Genomic DNA, 14,732 nt, shown 5'->3' with positions numbered 1-14,732 from the left:
CCACCGCCGCCGGGACCGCCTGCCACCGCCTGTCATGGGCCGCCTCGACCTCGTGCTCGGCGGGCAGAAGACGCGAGGCGGCACCGGGCAGTTGGCTCCACCTGCCCGCCCGGCCGCCGCACACCGTGCGCGCGGTCGAGCCCAGCGTCACGCTGCCCGCCGGGAGTCCGGCCGCACCGGACAGCCCCGCGGGCAGCTGACCACCAGGCGTTGCCGCGGGTCTCAGTCCTCGGCGTGCGCCAGCCACAGGTCGGGGCCGAACACCTCGTAACGAATACTGCGCGCGGGGATGCCGGCCTGGAGCAGCTGGGCGCGGACGGCACGCATGAAGGGGAGCGAGCCGCACAGATACACGTCGGCGTCGGCGGGCAGGCCCAGGCCGTCGAGGTCCATCAGGCCCGCATGAGAGCCCGGTTCCTCGTTCTCGTCCTGTTCGTACCACAACTCCGCTCGGGCATCCGGCAGTTGCTCCACCAGACGCCGGGTCTCGGCGCGCAGGGCGTGGTCGGCCGGGGTGCGGTCGGCGTGCAGGACCCACACCGGCCGGGACGAACCGGTGGCGGCGAGGTGTTCGAGCATGCCGGCCATCGGGGTGCATCCGATGCCGGCGGAGACCAGCACGAGCGGGGTGTCGGCGTCGTCCAGGACCACGTCTCCGAACGGGGCCGACAAGGTGAGTTCGTCGCCGACGCGCACGGTGCGGTGCAACTGGTTGGAGACCTCGCCCTCGGGGGCGTCGGCGACGCTCGCCACCCGCTTGACGGTGATACGCCGCAACCGGCCGCCGGGAGCGTTGGAGAGGCTGTACTGGCGGGTCTGGTGGATGCCGTCGGGCATGAGCACCCGGACGCTGACGTACTGTCCGGCACGCGCCGGGGGCAGGGGGCCGTCGTCGGCCGGGCGCAGCAGGAAGGAGACCACGTCCCAGGTCTCCTCCCGTCGCTCCACCACGGTCCACGGCCGCCACGGCTTGCGCGGGTCCACCTGTGCCTGCTGGTAGAGGCGGGCCTCCCGGGCGATGAGCGCGCCGGCCATCAGCCAGTACACCTCGTCCCAGGCGGCGGCCACCTCCGGGGTCACCGCCTCCCCCAGCACATCGCCGATCGCGCGGAACAGGTACTTGTGCACGATGGTGTACTGGTCCTCGGTGATGCCCAGCGCCGCGTGTTTATGGGCGATCCGGGACAGCAGCGCGTCCGGGCGGGCGTCCGGGTCGGCCAGCAGGGCCCGGGCGAAGCCCGCGATGGATCCGGCCAGGGCCTGGCGCTGTTCACCGCTGGCCTGGTTGGCACGGTTGAACAGGCCGTCCAGCAGCTCCGGCTGCTCGGCGAACATGGTGCCGTAGAAGCGCGCCGTGATCCGGTCCAGGGCCCCGCCGACAGCGGGCAGGGTGGCGCGGACGACAGCGGCCGACTCGGGCGAAAGCATGGAACTCCCCTGAGATGTAGGCAGGTAGAGGGACGGCGCTCACCGTCACGGCCGGAGCCCTCGATGCGGGCCCGACCGACACATCGATCATCCCGATGGCGGTCACCCGGGGTTAGGGCCGAACTTCCCTGGCGGCAGGGCCCATCGGTCCGGTCCCCGGCGGGGGTCGGCACCCCGGCGGGTGTCACACCGTATCGGGGCGGACGAGCGTGTTGTCGCCGGTGGTGCCGGCGAGGTGGTCCTCGATGTTGGCCACGGTGGTCCGGGCGATCTGGCCGACGGCGTCCCTGGTGAAGTAGGCCTGGTGCGAGGTGACCAGGACGTTGCTGAAGGTCATCAGCCTCGCGAGGCGTTCGTCGGTCATCACCTCCAGGGACTTGTCCAGGAAGAACACGCCGGCCTCCTCCTCGTACACGTCGAGGCCGACACCGCTCAGCCGTCCGGCGCGCAGTGTCCTCAGCAAGGCGTCGGTGTCCACCAGGCCACCGCGGCTGGAGTTGACCAGGATCGCGTCGTCCTTCATCAGAGCCAGGGCCTCGGCGTCGACGAGGTGATGGGTCTGCGGCAGCAGCGGCACATGGAGGCTGACGAGGTCCGCTTCGGCGAACAGCCGCTCGCGCGGCACATACTGCATGCCGAGGGCGAGGCAGTCGGGATTCTCCGCGACGTCCCAGCCCAGCAGCCGCATGCCGAACCCGTGGGCGATCCGGGTGAACGCGGCCCCGATCTTCCCGGTGCCCACCACGCCGGCCGTGCGGCCGCGCAGGTCGCGGCCCATCAGCCCGTCGAGCCGGAAGTCGAACTCCCGGGTGCGTTGCGCGGCACGGACGATCCGGCGATCGACCGCGAGCGCGAGCGTCCAGGCGAACTCGGCGACCGAGTACGGCGAGTAGGCGGAGACCCGGGCCACCGTCAGGCCGAGTTCCCGGGCGGCGGTCACGTCGATGTTGTTGTAGCCGGTGGACCGCTGGGCGATCATCCGGGTGCCGCCCTCGGCCAGTGAGCGCAGAACGTCGGCGTCCAGGGTGTCGTTGACGCTGCTGAGCACGACCTCGTGGCCCGCGGCGGTCGGCACGGTGTCCCGGTCCAGGAAGAGCCTCAGACAGCGCAGCTCGTGACGATCCGCGAACGCCGTGTCGAACTCCTTGCGCAGCAACGGCTCCTCGTCCACGAGGACACCGTACGCAACGATCTCCACTTGTTCTCCTCCTGTCGCTCCGGGTGATCTCCCCCTCCACCGTAGGCGCAGAGCACGGCCACGGTGAGGACCGGTGGGGCGGCTCAGCGGTGGGGGACGACGGCCACGGGGCACCGCACGTGATGGACCACGGCGTGGGTGACGGGCCCCGTGCGCACCCGCACCGGCCGGTCGGCGAGATGACGGCCCACCACGAGCAGGCGAGCCCCGAAGGCGGCCCGCACCAGTGCGGTCGACGCCTTCTCCCGTACGACCGTCTCCAGGATCCCGACCTCGGGATACTTGTCCCGCCACACCTGGAGCACGGCGGACAGGAAACCCCGCCACTCCTGCGCCCGGTACGGGTCGTTCACCAGGGCGATGTCACCGGGGCCCAGGCCGAGCGCGGACGGTGGCTGCCAGGCGTACACGACACGCAGCCGGGCCTTTCGCAGCCTCGCCGCCTCGAAGGCGAACTCGATCACCTCGTCGCACGGATCCGCGACGTCCAGACCGAGCACCACGTCCCGGTGGCCGGTGCGGGCCGGGGGACCGTCGTACGCCGCCGGGACATGGTCGTCCTCGTTGTCCTCCCCCATCCGGACCAGGACGACGGGGCCGGTGGCGCGCGCCACCACGCCCAGGGCGACCGAGCCCACCAGGAATCCGGCGACACCGCTCAGGCCGCGCGAGCCCAGTACCAGCACCGCGGCCTGCTCGGCGGCCTTCAGCAGGGCCGCGGTCGCCGTACCCTCGACCGGCTCGCCGGTGACGCGTACACCGGGGACGGCGCGGCGCGCCCGCTGCTCCGCCTCCCGAAGGACGCGCCGGGCCAGGTGCCGCTCGGCGGCGCCGGGCGCGGCCGCCTCCTGGCGCGCAGCGGGCCGCTTGGGGAAGGACCCGCCGTCACTCCGACGGGAGTGCCGGTTGCCGACGTGCACCAGTCGCAGCGACCGGTCACGGCGCGCCGCCTCGCGGGCGGCCCACTCGGCGGCGGCAAGGCTCTCGGCCGATCCGTTGACTCCGGCGATGACGGGCCCATGCATGGTGCCCACCTCCTGTAGGACAACTGCTCGTTGGTGCCGGCGTCCGGCGGCTGCGGCCCCTGCGGACGGCGACCGGTTCGGCGTGTCAGTCGTGCGCGACAACGGCGACGGGGGCGGTGACGTGGTGCAGTACGGCATGGGTGACCGTGCCGATGTGGGCACCGACCAGGGAGCGGCGGGCACGTCGGCCCACGACGACGAGCGAGGCCCCGCGGGAGGCGTCGATCAGCAGGGTCGAGGGGCTGCCGAAGCGGGACTCCTCGACCACCTCGGTGTCGGGGAACTTCTGGCGCCACGGGCGCAGCACCTCGGTCAGGGCGGCCGCGTCGCCCTCCGCCAACGACTGCTGGACGCCGGGGTCCAGGGTCATGCCGTAGGCGAAGTAGGGCGGCGGGTTCCAGCCGTGCACGACCCGCAACGGCGCCCTGCGGCGCGCGGCGGCCTCGAAGGCGAACCCGATCAGCGCCTCATCGGGGCTGTTGACATCGAGTCCGAGGACGACGGGGCGGAAGGGGGTCGTGCTGGACGGGGCGCCGGCCGGGTCCTTCTCGTGCTCGTCGGCGGCCTGCTCACCGGCGCGGACCAGCACGACGGGACGCTCGGCGTGGGCGATGACGGCGAGACCGACCGAGCCGACCAGGAAGCCGCCGATCCCGCTCAGCCCGCGTGAGCCGAGGACGAGCAGTTCGACGTCCTTCGCCGTCCTGGCCAGGACCTCGGCGGGCCGTCCGGTGACATGCTCGGTGCTCACCTCAAGGCCGGGGTGGCGCAGCCGCAGGCCCTCGGCGGACTCCCGGGGAATACGCTCGGTCCAGTGCTGCTGGGTCTCGGCACCGAGCAGCGATGCCTGTGCCATGGGGGCGGGTACCGGCTCCCAGACCTGGACCAGTTTCACGGGCAGTCCGCGCAGTTCCGCCTCGCGGGCCGCCCAGGCCGCGGCGGCACGGCTCCCGGGTGAGCCGTCGAGGCCCACGGTGATGGTGCGGGGCATGATCTCCACCTCCTGCATCGGGTACCGCGGGTACCCGATGCCGACGTCGTGTTCGGGGGTCTTCGGGCGGCAGGTGCCACTGGTCCTGCCCAGCGGGGGCGATGGGCCCCGTGCACCGGCCGGCGGGACGTCCCCGGGCGGGTCCGTCCCGGCGTGGGGTCAGCGCAGCCAGGCGCGGTCGCGGACGACGGGGAGCCCTCCCCACAGGCGGCCCAGGCCCCAGGTGGCGCCCGCGCCGGCGACCGCCACGGCGATCAGTGCCACCGCGTAGATCACGTGGTAGTCGACGAACGGGTTTGTCGACATGGTCGGCGACCCGTCGGACAGATGCCTGGCCGGCGGCCACTCGGCGATCCACATCAGCGCCATCATCGCGGTACCCGCCACGGCGGCCGGCCGCAGCGCCACACCGGCCATGACGGCCGCGCCGACGCCGAGCAGACCGAGCATGAACAACCAGTCCGCCCAGCCGGCACCGGCCCACGAGTGGAACGTGGAGGCCATGGGCCCCGCCGCGACGGAGCTGAGGAAGCCCTTCGTCGGGGACCCGCCGTCCATCCAGCCCTTGCCGGACGCCGTGGCGTAACCAAGGCCGAAGGTCTTGTCGAGGAACGCCCACAGGAAGACGAACCCGGTCAGGATGCGCAGGGACGCGAGGGCGTAGGCAGGCGTGGTGCGGGTGCCGGCGCGTGCCGACACAGCGACCACGGAGCCGGTCCGGTGTCTGCGGAACGACAGATGGAAGCCCGGGCTTCGGTGAGAGTGCTCGTGCACGGCCATGGCGGTGATCCCTTCGGGGATGTGCAGGTCGTGATGGCCTGACACCGCTTACTCTCGTCGGCTGCGCGGGGTTGTGCCGGATGCCGAAGGTCTTTGCCGGTGGGGCTGAACGTCCCTGTCTGCCGGGCCCGTTGGCCGGGATGCCGTCCTTCCGTCAACTCCGGCCTCCTTCACGGGGCGTGGAGCGCGACATCACGGGATCCCGGCCGCCGCCCGGAGGTCAGCGATGACCCTCCTGCTTGTGCCGGTCCTTGGCCTGGGTGGCGATGACGGCGGCCTGGATGCGGCGTTCCACGCCGAGTTTGGCCAGGAGACGGGAGATGTGGTTCTTCACCGTCTTCTCGGCCAGGTACAGGCGCTGGCCGATCTGACGGTTGGTCAGCCCCTCACCGACCAGTGCCAGGATCTCCCGCTCGCGGTCCGTCAGGCCGGGCAGGGCATCCGGCTGCTCCTCCTGCTGCCGGTCACCGCGCAGCCGGGCCATCAGCTTGGTGGTGGCGCTCGCGTCGAGCAGCGACTGGCCGGCCGCCACGGTGCGTACGGCCGACACCAGGTCCGAGCCCTGGATCTGTTTCAGGACGTACCCGGAGGCGCCCGCCATGATCGAGTCGAGGAGGGCCTCCTCGTCGTCGAAGGAGGTCAGCATCAGGCAGGCCAGTCCGGGCATCCGCGAGCGCAGCTCCCGGCACACCGTCACGCCGTCGCCGTCGGGCAGGCGCACATCGAGCACCGCGACCCGGGGCCGCGTCGCAGGGACCCGAGCCAGGGCCTGCTCCGCCGTGCCGGCCTCGCCGATGACCTCGATGTCCGGTTCGTCGTTCAGCAGGTCGCGCACGCCTCGCCGTACGACCTCGTGGTCGTCCAGCAGGAAGACCCCGATCGGGCCGTCGGGGCCGCGCTGCTCGCTGTCCGCCATCACATGCTCCCTGTTCCGCCTGTCGCGACGCTGTCCGTTCGTGGACGGTATCGGATTCCGTAGGGAGATCTTTCTCGCAGTGGGGCCGAAGGGCCAGGGCCGGTAGGCCCTCTCTTCATTCACCCCGCTCTCCCCTGCCCGAGGCGGTCACCACCGCGGTGCGGCCGAAGACGGATTCGGACGGACTCAGTCGTGCGGCACCACCGCCACCGGTGCCGTGCTGTGCTCCAGCAGGGCCCGGGCGACCGGACCGATCGCCGCGCCGACGGGCAGCCGGCGCGGGGTGCGGCCGATCACGACCAGGGACGCGTCCTGCGAGGCCTCGGACAGGTGCGAGCCGGCCCTGCCGATCACCGCCTGCTCCACCACCTCGACACCGGGGTACCTGCTCCGCCAGCGATCCAGCACCGCGGACAGTGTGGGCCCTCCCGTCGCCGCGGCCGGCTCGGCCGGCTGTCCGCCATCGGCAGGGCCGCTCCTGCCGTGGGAGTGGGACGCCGCGCTCCAGCCGTGGACGATGCGCAGGCTCGCTGCGCGGCACAAGGCCGCGTCGAACGCGAACTCGATCACGGCATCGTGCGGATGCGTCGCATCGAGGCCCAGGACGACATCGCGGACCGCAGGGGTCTCGGCCGCGCTCCCCAGGGCGCCGCTTTGGTGCTCGCCCTGGAGGCGTCCGTCCCGTACGAGGATGACGGGGCGTCGGCTGCGCGCCACGAGCGCATGGGCGACGGAGCCCGCCAGGGCACTCGCGACGCCGCCGCGCGGACCGTGTGTGCCGAGCACCACCAGATCGGCGTCCTCGGCCGCTGTGAGCAGAGCGGAGACCGGTTCTGCGGGAACGCGGTCGGTGCTGATCGTCAGATCGGGGTGGTGGCACGCGATCCTCGCGGCGGCCTCACTCAGCAGGCGGTCCGCCGTACCGCTCGGCCACTCGTGGCGTGCTGACGGTGTGCGGGTCCCGCCCGGGGACACATGCCTGAAGGAAGGCCGCCGCAGGGCATGGACCAGACGCAGCGGGATATCGCGGCGCTCGGCCTCCCGGGCGGCCCAGTCGGCGGCGGCGAGACTGCCGGGTGAGCCGTCCACGCCGACGGCGATGGTGCGGGCCATGCTGGACCTCCTTCTCGGATGCGCGTGGGTGACCGGCTCGGGTGCGGCGCGCCGCTCGGCTCACAGCGCCCGCAGGCCGTGTTCCCGCAGCTGTTCACGCACCCGCTGCGTCAGCTCGGGGGTCGGGACGGGGGTGTCGCGCAGCGGGAAGTCGATGCCGAGGGCGTCGTACTTGTGGGCGCCGAGCTTGTGGAACGGCAGGACGTCCACCCGGTCGACGTTGCCCAGCCCGGCCAGGAAGGCGCCGAGGCCGTCGACGGCGGACGGGTCGTCCGTCCAGCCCGGGACGAGGACGTAGCGGATGTGGACGGGGACACCCAGCCGGTCCAGGCGGGCGGCGAAACTCAGCGTGGGGGCCAGCCGGCCACCGGTGAGCATGCGGTAGGTGGCGATGTCGAACGACTTGATGTCCAGCAGTACCAGGTCGACGTCGGCCAGAAGGTCGTCGTGGGCGCGGACGCCCAGGAAACCGGAGGTGTCCAGGGCCGTGTGCAGCCCGGCCTCCTTGCAGCGTCGCAGCAGGGACCCGGTGAAGACCGGCTGGAGCAGCGGCTCGCCGCCGGTGATCGTCACCCCTCCCCCGGCCGTCGTCACGAAGCCCCGGTACTTCTCGATCTCCGTCATCACCTCGTCGACCGAGGTCTTCCGCCCGTCCCGCAGGTGCCAGGTGTCGGGGTTCGCGCAGTAGAGGCAGCGCAACGGGCAGCCGCTGACGAACAGGACGAACCGGGTCCCGGGACCGTCCACGCCGGTGGACAGGTCCCAGGAGTGGATCCGGCCGGTCGTCGTCGGCGCCGTCGTGGCGTTCACAGCGACCCGTGGAAGGTCCGGCTGATCACGTCGAGCTGCTGCTCGCGCGTCAGGCGGACGAAGTTGACCGCGTATCCGGAGACCCGGATGGTCAGCTCCGGGTACTTCTCCGGGTGTTCCATGGCGTCCTCAAGGGTCGCCCGGTTCAGCACGTTGACGTTCATGTGGAAGCCACCGGAGTTCATGTACCCGTCGAGGATGCCGACCAGGTTGCCCGCACGTTCCGCGGGGTTGTGGCCCAGCCCCTCGGGCGTGATGGTCGTGGTCAGGGAGATCCCGTCGGACGCCTGCTCGTACGGCAGCTTCGCCACCGACAGGGCCGACGCGACGACCCCGTGCCGGTCCCGGCCGTTCATCGGGTTCGCACCGGGTGCGAAGGGCTGTCCGGCGCGTCGGCCGTCGGGGGTGTTGCCGGTGCGCTTGCCGTAGACCACGTTGGAGGTGATGGTCAGCACGGACTGGGTGTGCTCGGCGTCCCGGTAGGTGGGGTGCTCGCGCACCTTGGCCATGAAGGATTCCACCAGGTCGACGGCGATGCCGTCGGCTCGGTCGTCGTTGTTGCCGTACGCCGGGTACTCGCCCTCGACCTCGTAGTCCACGGCCAGCCCGGTGTCGTCCCGGATCACCTTCACCCGGGCGTACTTGACGGCCGACAGGCTGTCCACGGCGACCGAAAGACCGGCGATGCCGCAGGCCATGTAGCGGTGCACGGGATGGTTGTGCAGGGCCATCTCGATCCGCTCGTAGGCGTACTTGTCGTGCATGTAGTGGATGACGTTGAGCGTGTTGACGTACGTCTGCGCCAGCCATTCCAGTATCCGGTCGTACGCCGCCGACAGTTCCTCGTAGGCCAGGTACTCCCCGGTCAGGGCGGGCGTCCCGGGTGCGACCTGTTCACCGGTCATCTCGTCCCGGCCGCCGTTGATCGCGTACAGCAGTGCCTTGGCGAGGTTGACGCGGGCACCGAAGAACTGCATCTGCCGGCCCACCGCCATCGCGGAGACGCAGCAGGCGATCGCGGTGTCGTCGCCGGTGCGGGGGCGCATCAGGTCGTCGGACTCGTACTGGATGGAGCTGGTGTCGATGGAGACCTGGGCGCAGAACTCCTTGAACGCTTCCGGCAGTCGGGGCGACCACAGCACCGTGAGATTGGGCTCCGGGGCGGGCCCGAGGTTGTAGAGGGTCTGCAGGAAACGGAAGGAGCTGCGGGTGACGAGTGTGCGGCCGTCGGTGCCGATGCCGCCGATGGACTCCGTCACCCAGGTGGGGTCGCCGGAGAACAGCGCGTCGTACTCGGGGGTGCGCAGGAAGCGCACGATCCGCAGCTTGATGACGAAGTCGTCGACCAGCTCCTGCGCCCGTGTCTCGTCGATGCGCCCCTCGTCCAGGTCGCGCTGGAGGTAGACGTCCAGGAAGGTCGAGGTGCGGCCGAGGGACATCGCGGCGCCGTTCTGCTCCTTCACCGCGGCCAGGAAGCCGAGGTAGAGCCACTGCACCGCCTCCTGCGCGGTGGACGCGGGGCGGGTGACGTCGCAGCCGTAGGACGCTGCCATCCGTGTCAGCTCGCCCAACGCGCGGATCTGCTCGGCCAGTTCCTCGCGGTCGCGGATGACGTACTGGGTGGAGGGCCGGTCGTCCAGCAGGGCCCGCTCGGCCCGCTTGGCCTCGATGAGCCGGTCGGTGCCGTAGAGCGCCACCCGCCGGTAGTCGCCGATGATCCGGCCGCGGCCGTAGGCATCGGGCAGCCCGGTGATGATCCCGGCCTTGCGTGCGGCCCGCATTTCGGGTGTGTAGGCATCGAAGACGCCGTCGTTGTGTGTTTTGCGGTAGGTGCCGAAGACGTTGGTCACGAACGGGTCGGGCTCGTAGCCGTAGGCCTTCAGGCCGTTCTCGACCATCCGGAGACCGCCGGCCGGCATGATCGCCCGCTTCAGCGGGGCGTCGGTCTGCAGCCCGACGATCAGTTCACGCTCCCGTTCGATGTAGCCCGGGCCGTGCGAGGTGATCGTGGAAGGGGTGGCGGTGTCCACGTCGAGGACGCCCTTGCGCCGTTCCTCCGGGAACAGGGCGCTGACCTTGTGCCAGACGGTGAGCGATCGCTCGGTCGGTCCGGCCAGGAACTCCGGACCGCCCTCGTAGGGCGTGTAGTTGGCCTGGATGAAGTCGCGTACGTCGATCCGCTCGCGCCAGCGCCGGCCGGCGAATCCGCGCCATGCCTCGGCGGGCACCTCCACGTCCGGACGGGTTGCCACGGTCATCACTGCCTCCGCATCGTTCACGACACCGCTCACGGGGGATACCGTGGGCGGCTCCGATGACGATGATCGTCGCCGCCCGCCGCCCGCGGCAGGGCCCGCGGGAACCTGTGTGCGTGCCGTCCGGCCTCTCTCCACAGGGCCGTTCGGTCCCCGGCAGGGTGCCGGCGCCGCCGTTCAGGCCGATACGTGCAAGCCGTGGATCGAGCGCCCGCCGACGAGTTCACACCCGGTGACCAGGTCGGGTCCGACACGCACGAAGACCTCCGCGGGTGAGGGAGTCCAGGAGCGAAGGCCGGTCCGTTCCAGGCGTTCGCGTTCGGCGCGGTCGGTCACGACGGCCGCCCGGCCGGTCACGACGACGCTCCATCCGGTCCGTGTGCCGACGTCGACCGCGTCCGCCTCGAAGGCGACGACCGCGCCGTCGACGGCGCGCACCAGTTCCGAGGCCGCGGAGGTGCGCAGCAGCACCGCCCCGTCGCCGTCCACACGGAAGGTGACCGGCAGCACCGCGGGCAGGGCCTGGCGCGTGAACACGATACGGCCGACCCGTGCCGTGGCCAGCAGGCGCAGGCACTCCTGCCGGCCGAGTTCACGGAAGGCATCGTTCGGGTACATGAGACGGCCCGCCCTTCGGCCGGTGGGAGGGGATCGCGCTCCATGCTGAGCCCGGCGCCGGGTGCGTGTGAGGGACCACCTGTCCCGCCCCACCGGAGAGCGGCCCGGGGCAGCGGGGTGCCCGAGGAGGGCCGACCGGTCCCTCGGGGCCGTATCCGAGCCGGATCACCTGGCCGGCCCGCAGCCGGTCGGGGCCCGTGCGATTGCCCTTGCCCGGCCTGCGTGACCATGTGCAGCGACCGCGGGGTCCCGGCGGGGCCGGGAAAGCGGAGCGAGGCACCCGGTGCCCTGCTGTGCGCGGATCGCGCGGCCCAAAGAGGCGGACCGTGGCGAGCAGTCCCGGATCCTCTCCGACGGTTCGGTCACGCGTGGGTGGCTGTGGTGCCGGTGTGGATCGGCAGGTCACCGTCGCGGAGCCGGTGCCCGCCGCGGCCGTTCTCCACGGCGACGAGTTCGGCGAGCACGGACAGGGCCGTTTCGGCGGGTGAGACTCCTCCGAGGTCGAGGCCGGCGGGGCCGGACAGCCGGTCGGTCCCCGTGGTGCCGGCCAGGCGTCGCAGGCGTTGGGCATGGGTGGCTCGGCTGCCCAGCACGGCGATGTACCCCACGTCGGCGGCGAGTGCGGCGCGGATGGCGGGGTCGTCGATGCGTGGGTCATGGCTGAGGATCACGACGGCGTCGCGGGCATCGAGACGGTGTCGACCGATCCATTCGTCGGGCCACGCGCGGACGATGGCGGCGCTGTCCGGGAGAGCCCCGGAGGTTATGTGCCGGGGCCGTGGGTCGAGGACGACGACGCTGCGGTGCAGCGGCTCGGCCATGACCGCCACGGCCGCGGCGAGGTCCGTGGCACCGACGAGCACGAGCCGCCGGCGTCGTGGTAGTTCCTCGGTGAAGCCCGCTCCGTTGCCTTGCAATTGGCCGGTGCCGGACGCAACGGACCATGCGTAGGGCGGTTCCAGGCCGACCCGGACCGCCAGCGGACGGCCGTCGGCCAGCGCCGCGGTGATCGCGGAGTGGACCGGATCGGCCGGCGCGGGGGTCATCAGCACCCGCAGCTCGCCGGTGCACGCAGGTGTCTCCTCCCAGGGCAGAAGGTGTTCCCCGGGCGTCACGGACGTCAGGTGCGGTCCGGCGCCGTCGAGTACGCGGCGGGCCAGGTCGAGGATGGTCCCTTCGACGCAGCCGCCGGACAGGGAGCCCCGCCATGTGCCGTCGGCGGCCACGGCCATGGTGGCGCCCGGCGGTCGGGAGCCGGGGCCGTCGCGGCCCACCAGGCGGGCCAGGACGACGGGCCGGCCGCAACGGTGGTGCGCGTCGACGAACGGCCAGACCTCACCCAGCACGGTGCTCCTCCTCCTGGTCGAACGATCGTTGCGCTTCACCCGGCGGGCTCATGGCATCACTTCGGCGGGTGTTCTTCGAGTACGCGGTCCAGTCGGATCGGGAGTGTCCGGTGCCGTCGTCCGGTGGCGTGCCAGACGGCGTTCGCGATCGCGGCCGCGGTGCCGACGGTGCCGATTTCCCCGACGCCTTTGATGCCCGACGGATCGCCGGGTTCGTAGTCGGGTACGAAGTCGGCCTCGATGTCCGGTACGTCGGCGTGAGCGGCGATGTGGTAGCCGGCCAGGTCGGTGTTGACGTGGCGGCCGGTGGCACGGTCCCGGACGCCTTCTTCGTGCAGGGCCATCGACAGTCCCATGATCATGCCGCCGACGAGCTGACTGCGGGCGAGCAGCGGGTTGATCACGCGGCCCACGGCGAACATCCCCAGAAGGCGCCGCACACGCACCTCGCCGGTCGCCGGATCGACACTCACCTCGCTGAACACGGCGCTGTAGGAGTGGCGTTCCATGAGCGGCAGCCGACCGAGAGATTCCGTGGTGTCGCAGGAGACGGTCAGCGGCAGCGCGGCGCCGTCCAGTCGGGACCGCAGCCTCGCCGCGGTCTCGGTGATCGCCCAGGACCAGGAGGTCGTCCCCCGGGATCCGCCGGCCCCCCAGGCCGGGCCGAGGTCGCTGTCCGCGATCAGCAGCCGTATCCGCTCGGGATGTACCCGCAGTGCGTCGGCGGCCACTGCGGTCAGCGCGGTGCGCGCGCCCGTGCCGATGTCACTGGCGCCGATGGCGACGGTGAAGGTCTGGTCGGTCTCGGCGGTGATCGACGCCGTCGAGGGCAGCGCCCCGGCGCCGAAGGATGTGGCCGCCATCCCTGTGCCGACGAGCAGATGCCCCTCACTCCGGGTCCGCGGCCGGTGGTCGCGGGTGGCCCAGCCGAACCGGCGAGCGCCCTCGTGCAGGCACGCGATGAGGTTGCGGCGGCTGAACGGCACGCCGGAGACGGGGCCGGCGGATGGCTCGTTGCGCAGCCGGAGTTCGAGGGGGTCCATGTGCAATCGCTCTGCCACCTCGTCCATGGCGGATTCAAGCGCGAAGGATCCGGGTGTGGCGCCGGGTCCGCGCACCGAGTACGGCGGCAGGATGTCGACCGGGACCGCGGTGCGGCGGGTACGGATCGCCCGTGCCGCGTAGAGCGTGTTGGTCAGCTCGGTGCAGTTCTCCAGGTAGTCCGCGAGCCGGGAGACCTCGAAGGCCGCTGTGTGGTCGAGGGCGCGCAGCCGGCCGTCGGCGTCGGCCCCGATGCGCACACGCTGGTCGGTCGCGGGCCGCATGGAGACCGTCTGGAAGACCTGGCTCCGGGTCAGGGTGACGCGTACGGGACGGTCGAGCATGGTCGCGGCCATCACTGCCAGGACCAGCTGGGGGCCGCACCCTCCTGATTTGGACCCGAAGCCGCCACCGACGTGCGGAGAGCGTACGCGTACCTGCTTCGGGTCGAGACGGAACAACGTGGCCAGGGTCATGGCGACCATGAAGGGCCCCTGGTTGGAGTCGGTGATCTGCAGGCGTCCGTCCTCCCACCAGGCGGTGGCGGTGTGCGGTTCCATGGCTGCGCCGTGCACCTCGGGGGTGACGTAGCGCTCGTCGACGACCACGGTGCTCGCAGCCAGCTCCATGTCCACGTCGCCGACGGTGGCGTCTTCTCCGAAGAACGATGTCGCCGGCCGGGCGGCCGGGTGCTCAAGGCGGAAGTCGACGTCGTACGGCTCCTCCTCGTACGTCACCCGCAGTGCTGTGGCCGCCGATCGGGCCTGCTCCGGTGTCTCGGCCACCACCAGGGCGATCGGCCGGCCGGAGTGGGGCACCTCGTCGCTCTGCAACAGGTGTATGCCACCGTCGGGTCCGAAGAACGATCCGGCCTCCGGGTTGAGCCGGGGCGCGTTGCGGTGGTCGATCACGCCCAGAACTCCGGGCATGGCCAGCGCGGTGGAGGTGTCGATCTCGCGGATGCGTCCGCGGGTCACCGTGGAGGTGATGACCCAGCCGTGCGCCAGGTCGTTCGCCGGTTCGTCCGCGGCGTAGCGCACCGCGCCGGTGACCTTAACCGTTCCCTCCATACGGGGCCGCGCGGCGCCGACGGCTCCCAGGGGCGGCTCGCTCGTGGCGGCCGTGTCCGCGGGGGCCGGGTGCCCGGCCGGTGCCGGGGACGGGCCGGTCGAGGAGGCGGTCATGTGGTGATCTCCTTCAGGACGTGTGAG

The 14,732-nt window shown here is 71.8% G+C and carries 12 protein-coding genes; all 12 read right to left on the bottom strand.

Going from position 1 to position 14,732, the window contains the following annotated elements; all coding sequences use genetic code 11:
- Positions 1-222: 222 nt before the first annotated feature.
- The gene (locus ACFYTE_RS18030; RefSeq protein ID WP_388710695.1) at positions 223-1,428 is read right to left on the bottom strand and encodes a globin domain-containing protein; all 1,206 of its coding nucleotides are present in this window, start codon (positions 1,426-1,428) and stop codon (positions 223-225) included.
- Between the two features lie 184 nt (positions 1,429-1,612).
- The gene (locus ACFYTE_RS18025; RefSeq protein ID WP_388710692.1) at positions 1,613-2,626 is read right to left on the bottom strand and encodes a 2-hydroxyacid dehydrogenase; all 1,014 of its coding nucleotides are present in this window, start codon (positions 2,624-2,626) and stop codon (positions 1,613-1,615) included.
- Positions 2,627-2,709: 83 nt separating this feature from the next.
- Complete coding sequence (locus ACFYTE_RS18020) at positions 2,710-3,651, bottom strand: universal stress protein (protein WP_388710689.1); 942 nt, start codon at positions 3,649-3,651, stop codon at positions 2,710-2,712.
- An 85-nt stretch (positions 3,652-3,736) separates the two neighbouring features.
- Complete coding sequence (locus tag ACFYTE_RS18015; RefSeq protein WP_388710686.1) at positions 3,737-4,642, bottom strand: universal stress protein; 906 nt, start codon at positions 4,640-4,642, stop codon at positions 3,737-3,739.
- 159 nt (positions 4,643-4,801) lie between these two features.
- Positions 4,802-5,422, bottom strand: coding sequence for a hypothetical protein (locus ACFYTE_RS18010; protein WP_388710827.1), 621 nt, complete (start codon positions 5,420-5,422; stop codon positions 4,802-4,804).
- Between the two features lie 220 nt (positions 5,423-5,642).
- On the bottom strand, positions 5,643-6,338 hold the full coding sequence (locus tag ACFYTE_RS18005; RefSeq protein WP_388710683.1) for a response regulator: 696 nt from the start codon (positions 6,336-6,338) through the stop codon (positions 5,643-5,645).
- Between the two features lie 186 nt (positions 6,339-6,524).
- On the bottom strand, positions 6,525-7,451 hold the full coding sequence (locus tag ACFYTE_RS18000; protein ID WP_388710681.1) for a universal stress protein: 927 nt from the start codon (positions 7,449-7,451) through the stop codon (positions 6,525-6,527).
- Between the two features lie 60 nt (positions 7,452-7,511).
- Positions 7,512-8,261 carry a pyruvate formate-lyase-activating protein gene (pflA, locus tag ACFYTE_RS17995; protein WP_388710678.1) on the bottom strand — a complete coding sequence of 250 codons (750 nt, stop codon included), beginning with the start codon at positions 8,259-8,261 and terminating at the stop codon, positions 7,512-7,514.
- Positions 8,258-10,519, bottom strand: a complete 2,262-nt coding sequence (gene pflB, locus ACFYTE_RS17990; RefSeq protein ID WP_388710675.1) for a formate C-acetyltransferase — start codon at positions 10,517-10,519, stop codon at positions 8,258-8,260. The genes pflA and pflB overlap by 4 nt, the downstream gene beginning before the upstream one ends.
- 174 nt (positions 10,520-10,693) lie before the next feature.
- Positions 10,694-11,134 carry a pyridoxamine 5'-phosphate oxidase family protein gene (locus ACFYTE_RS17985; RefSeq protein ID WP_388710672.1) on the bottom strand — a complete coding sequence of 147 codons (441 nt, stop codon included), beginning with the start codon at positions 11,132-11,134 and terminating at the stop codon, positions 10,694-10,696.
- 362 nt (positions 11,135-11,496) lie between these two features.
- A complete protein-coding gene (locus ACFYTE_RS17980; protein ID WP_388710669.1) occupies positions 11,497-12,480 on the bottom strand; it encodes an XdhC family protein in 984 nt (327 codons plus the stop codon).
- A 56-nt stretch (positions 12,481-12,536) separates the two neighbouring features.
- Positions 12,537-14,705, bottom strand: a complete 2,169-nt coding sequence (locus ACFYTE_RS17975; protein WP_388710666.1) for a xanthine dehydrogenase family protein molybdopterin-binding subunit — start codon at positions 14,703-14,705, stop codon at positions 12,537-12,539.
- Positions 14,706-14,732 lie beyond the last annotated feature (27 nt).

Source organism: Streptomyces sp. NPDC004629 (genome assembly GCF_042873595.1).
Taxonomy (GTDB): Bacteria; Actinomycetota; Actinomycetes; order Streptomycetales; family Streptomycetaceae; genus Streptomyces.
Note: the sequence above shows the minus strand (reverse complement) of the source record. Positions and strands in the feature narration are given on the sequence as shown.

Bases quoted from the DNA above. Each gene is read 5' to 3' on its own strand.
- ACFYTE_RS18010 (WP_388710827.1), bottom strand. From the start codon at position 5,422: ATGGCCGTGCACGAGCACTCTCACCGAAGCCCGGGCTTCCATCTGTCG.
- ACFYTE_RS18030 (WP_388710695.1), bottom strand. From the start codon at position 1,428: ATGCTTTCGCCCGAGTCGGCCGCTGTCGTCCGCGCCACCCTGCCCGCT.
- ACFYTE_RS17975 (WP_388710666.1), bottom strand. From the start codon at position 14,705: ATGACCGCCTCCTCGACCGGCCCGTCCCCGGCACCGGCCGGGCACCCG.
- ACFYTE_RS17985 (WP_388710672.1), bottom strand. From the start codon at position 11,134: ATGTACCCGAACGATGCCTTCCGTGAACTCGGCCGGCAGGAGTGCCTG.
- ACFYTE_RS18015 (WP_388710686.1), bottom strand. From the start codon at position 4,642: ATGCCCCGCACCATCACCGTGGGCCTCGACGGCTCACCCGGGAGCCGT.
- ACFYTE_RS18000 (WP_388710681.1), bottom strand. From the start codon at position 7,451: ATGGCCCGCACCATCGCCGTCGGCGTGGACGGCTCACCCGGCAGTCTC.
- ACFYTE_RS18005 (WP_388710683.1), bottom strand. From the start codon at position 6,338: ATGGCGGACAGCGAGCAGCGCGGCCCCGACGGCCCGATCGGGGTCTTC.
- ACFYTE_RS18020 (WP_388710689.1), bottom strand. From the start codon at position 3,651: ATGCATGGGCCCGTCATCGCCGGAGTCAACGGATCGGCCGAGAGCCTT.
- pflB (WP_388710675.1), bottom strand. From the start codon at position 10,519: ATGACCGTGGCAACCCGTCCGGACGTGGAGGTGCCCGCCGAGGCATGG.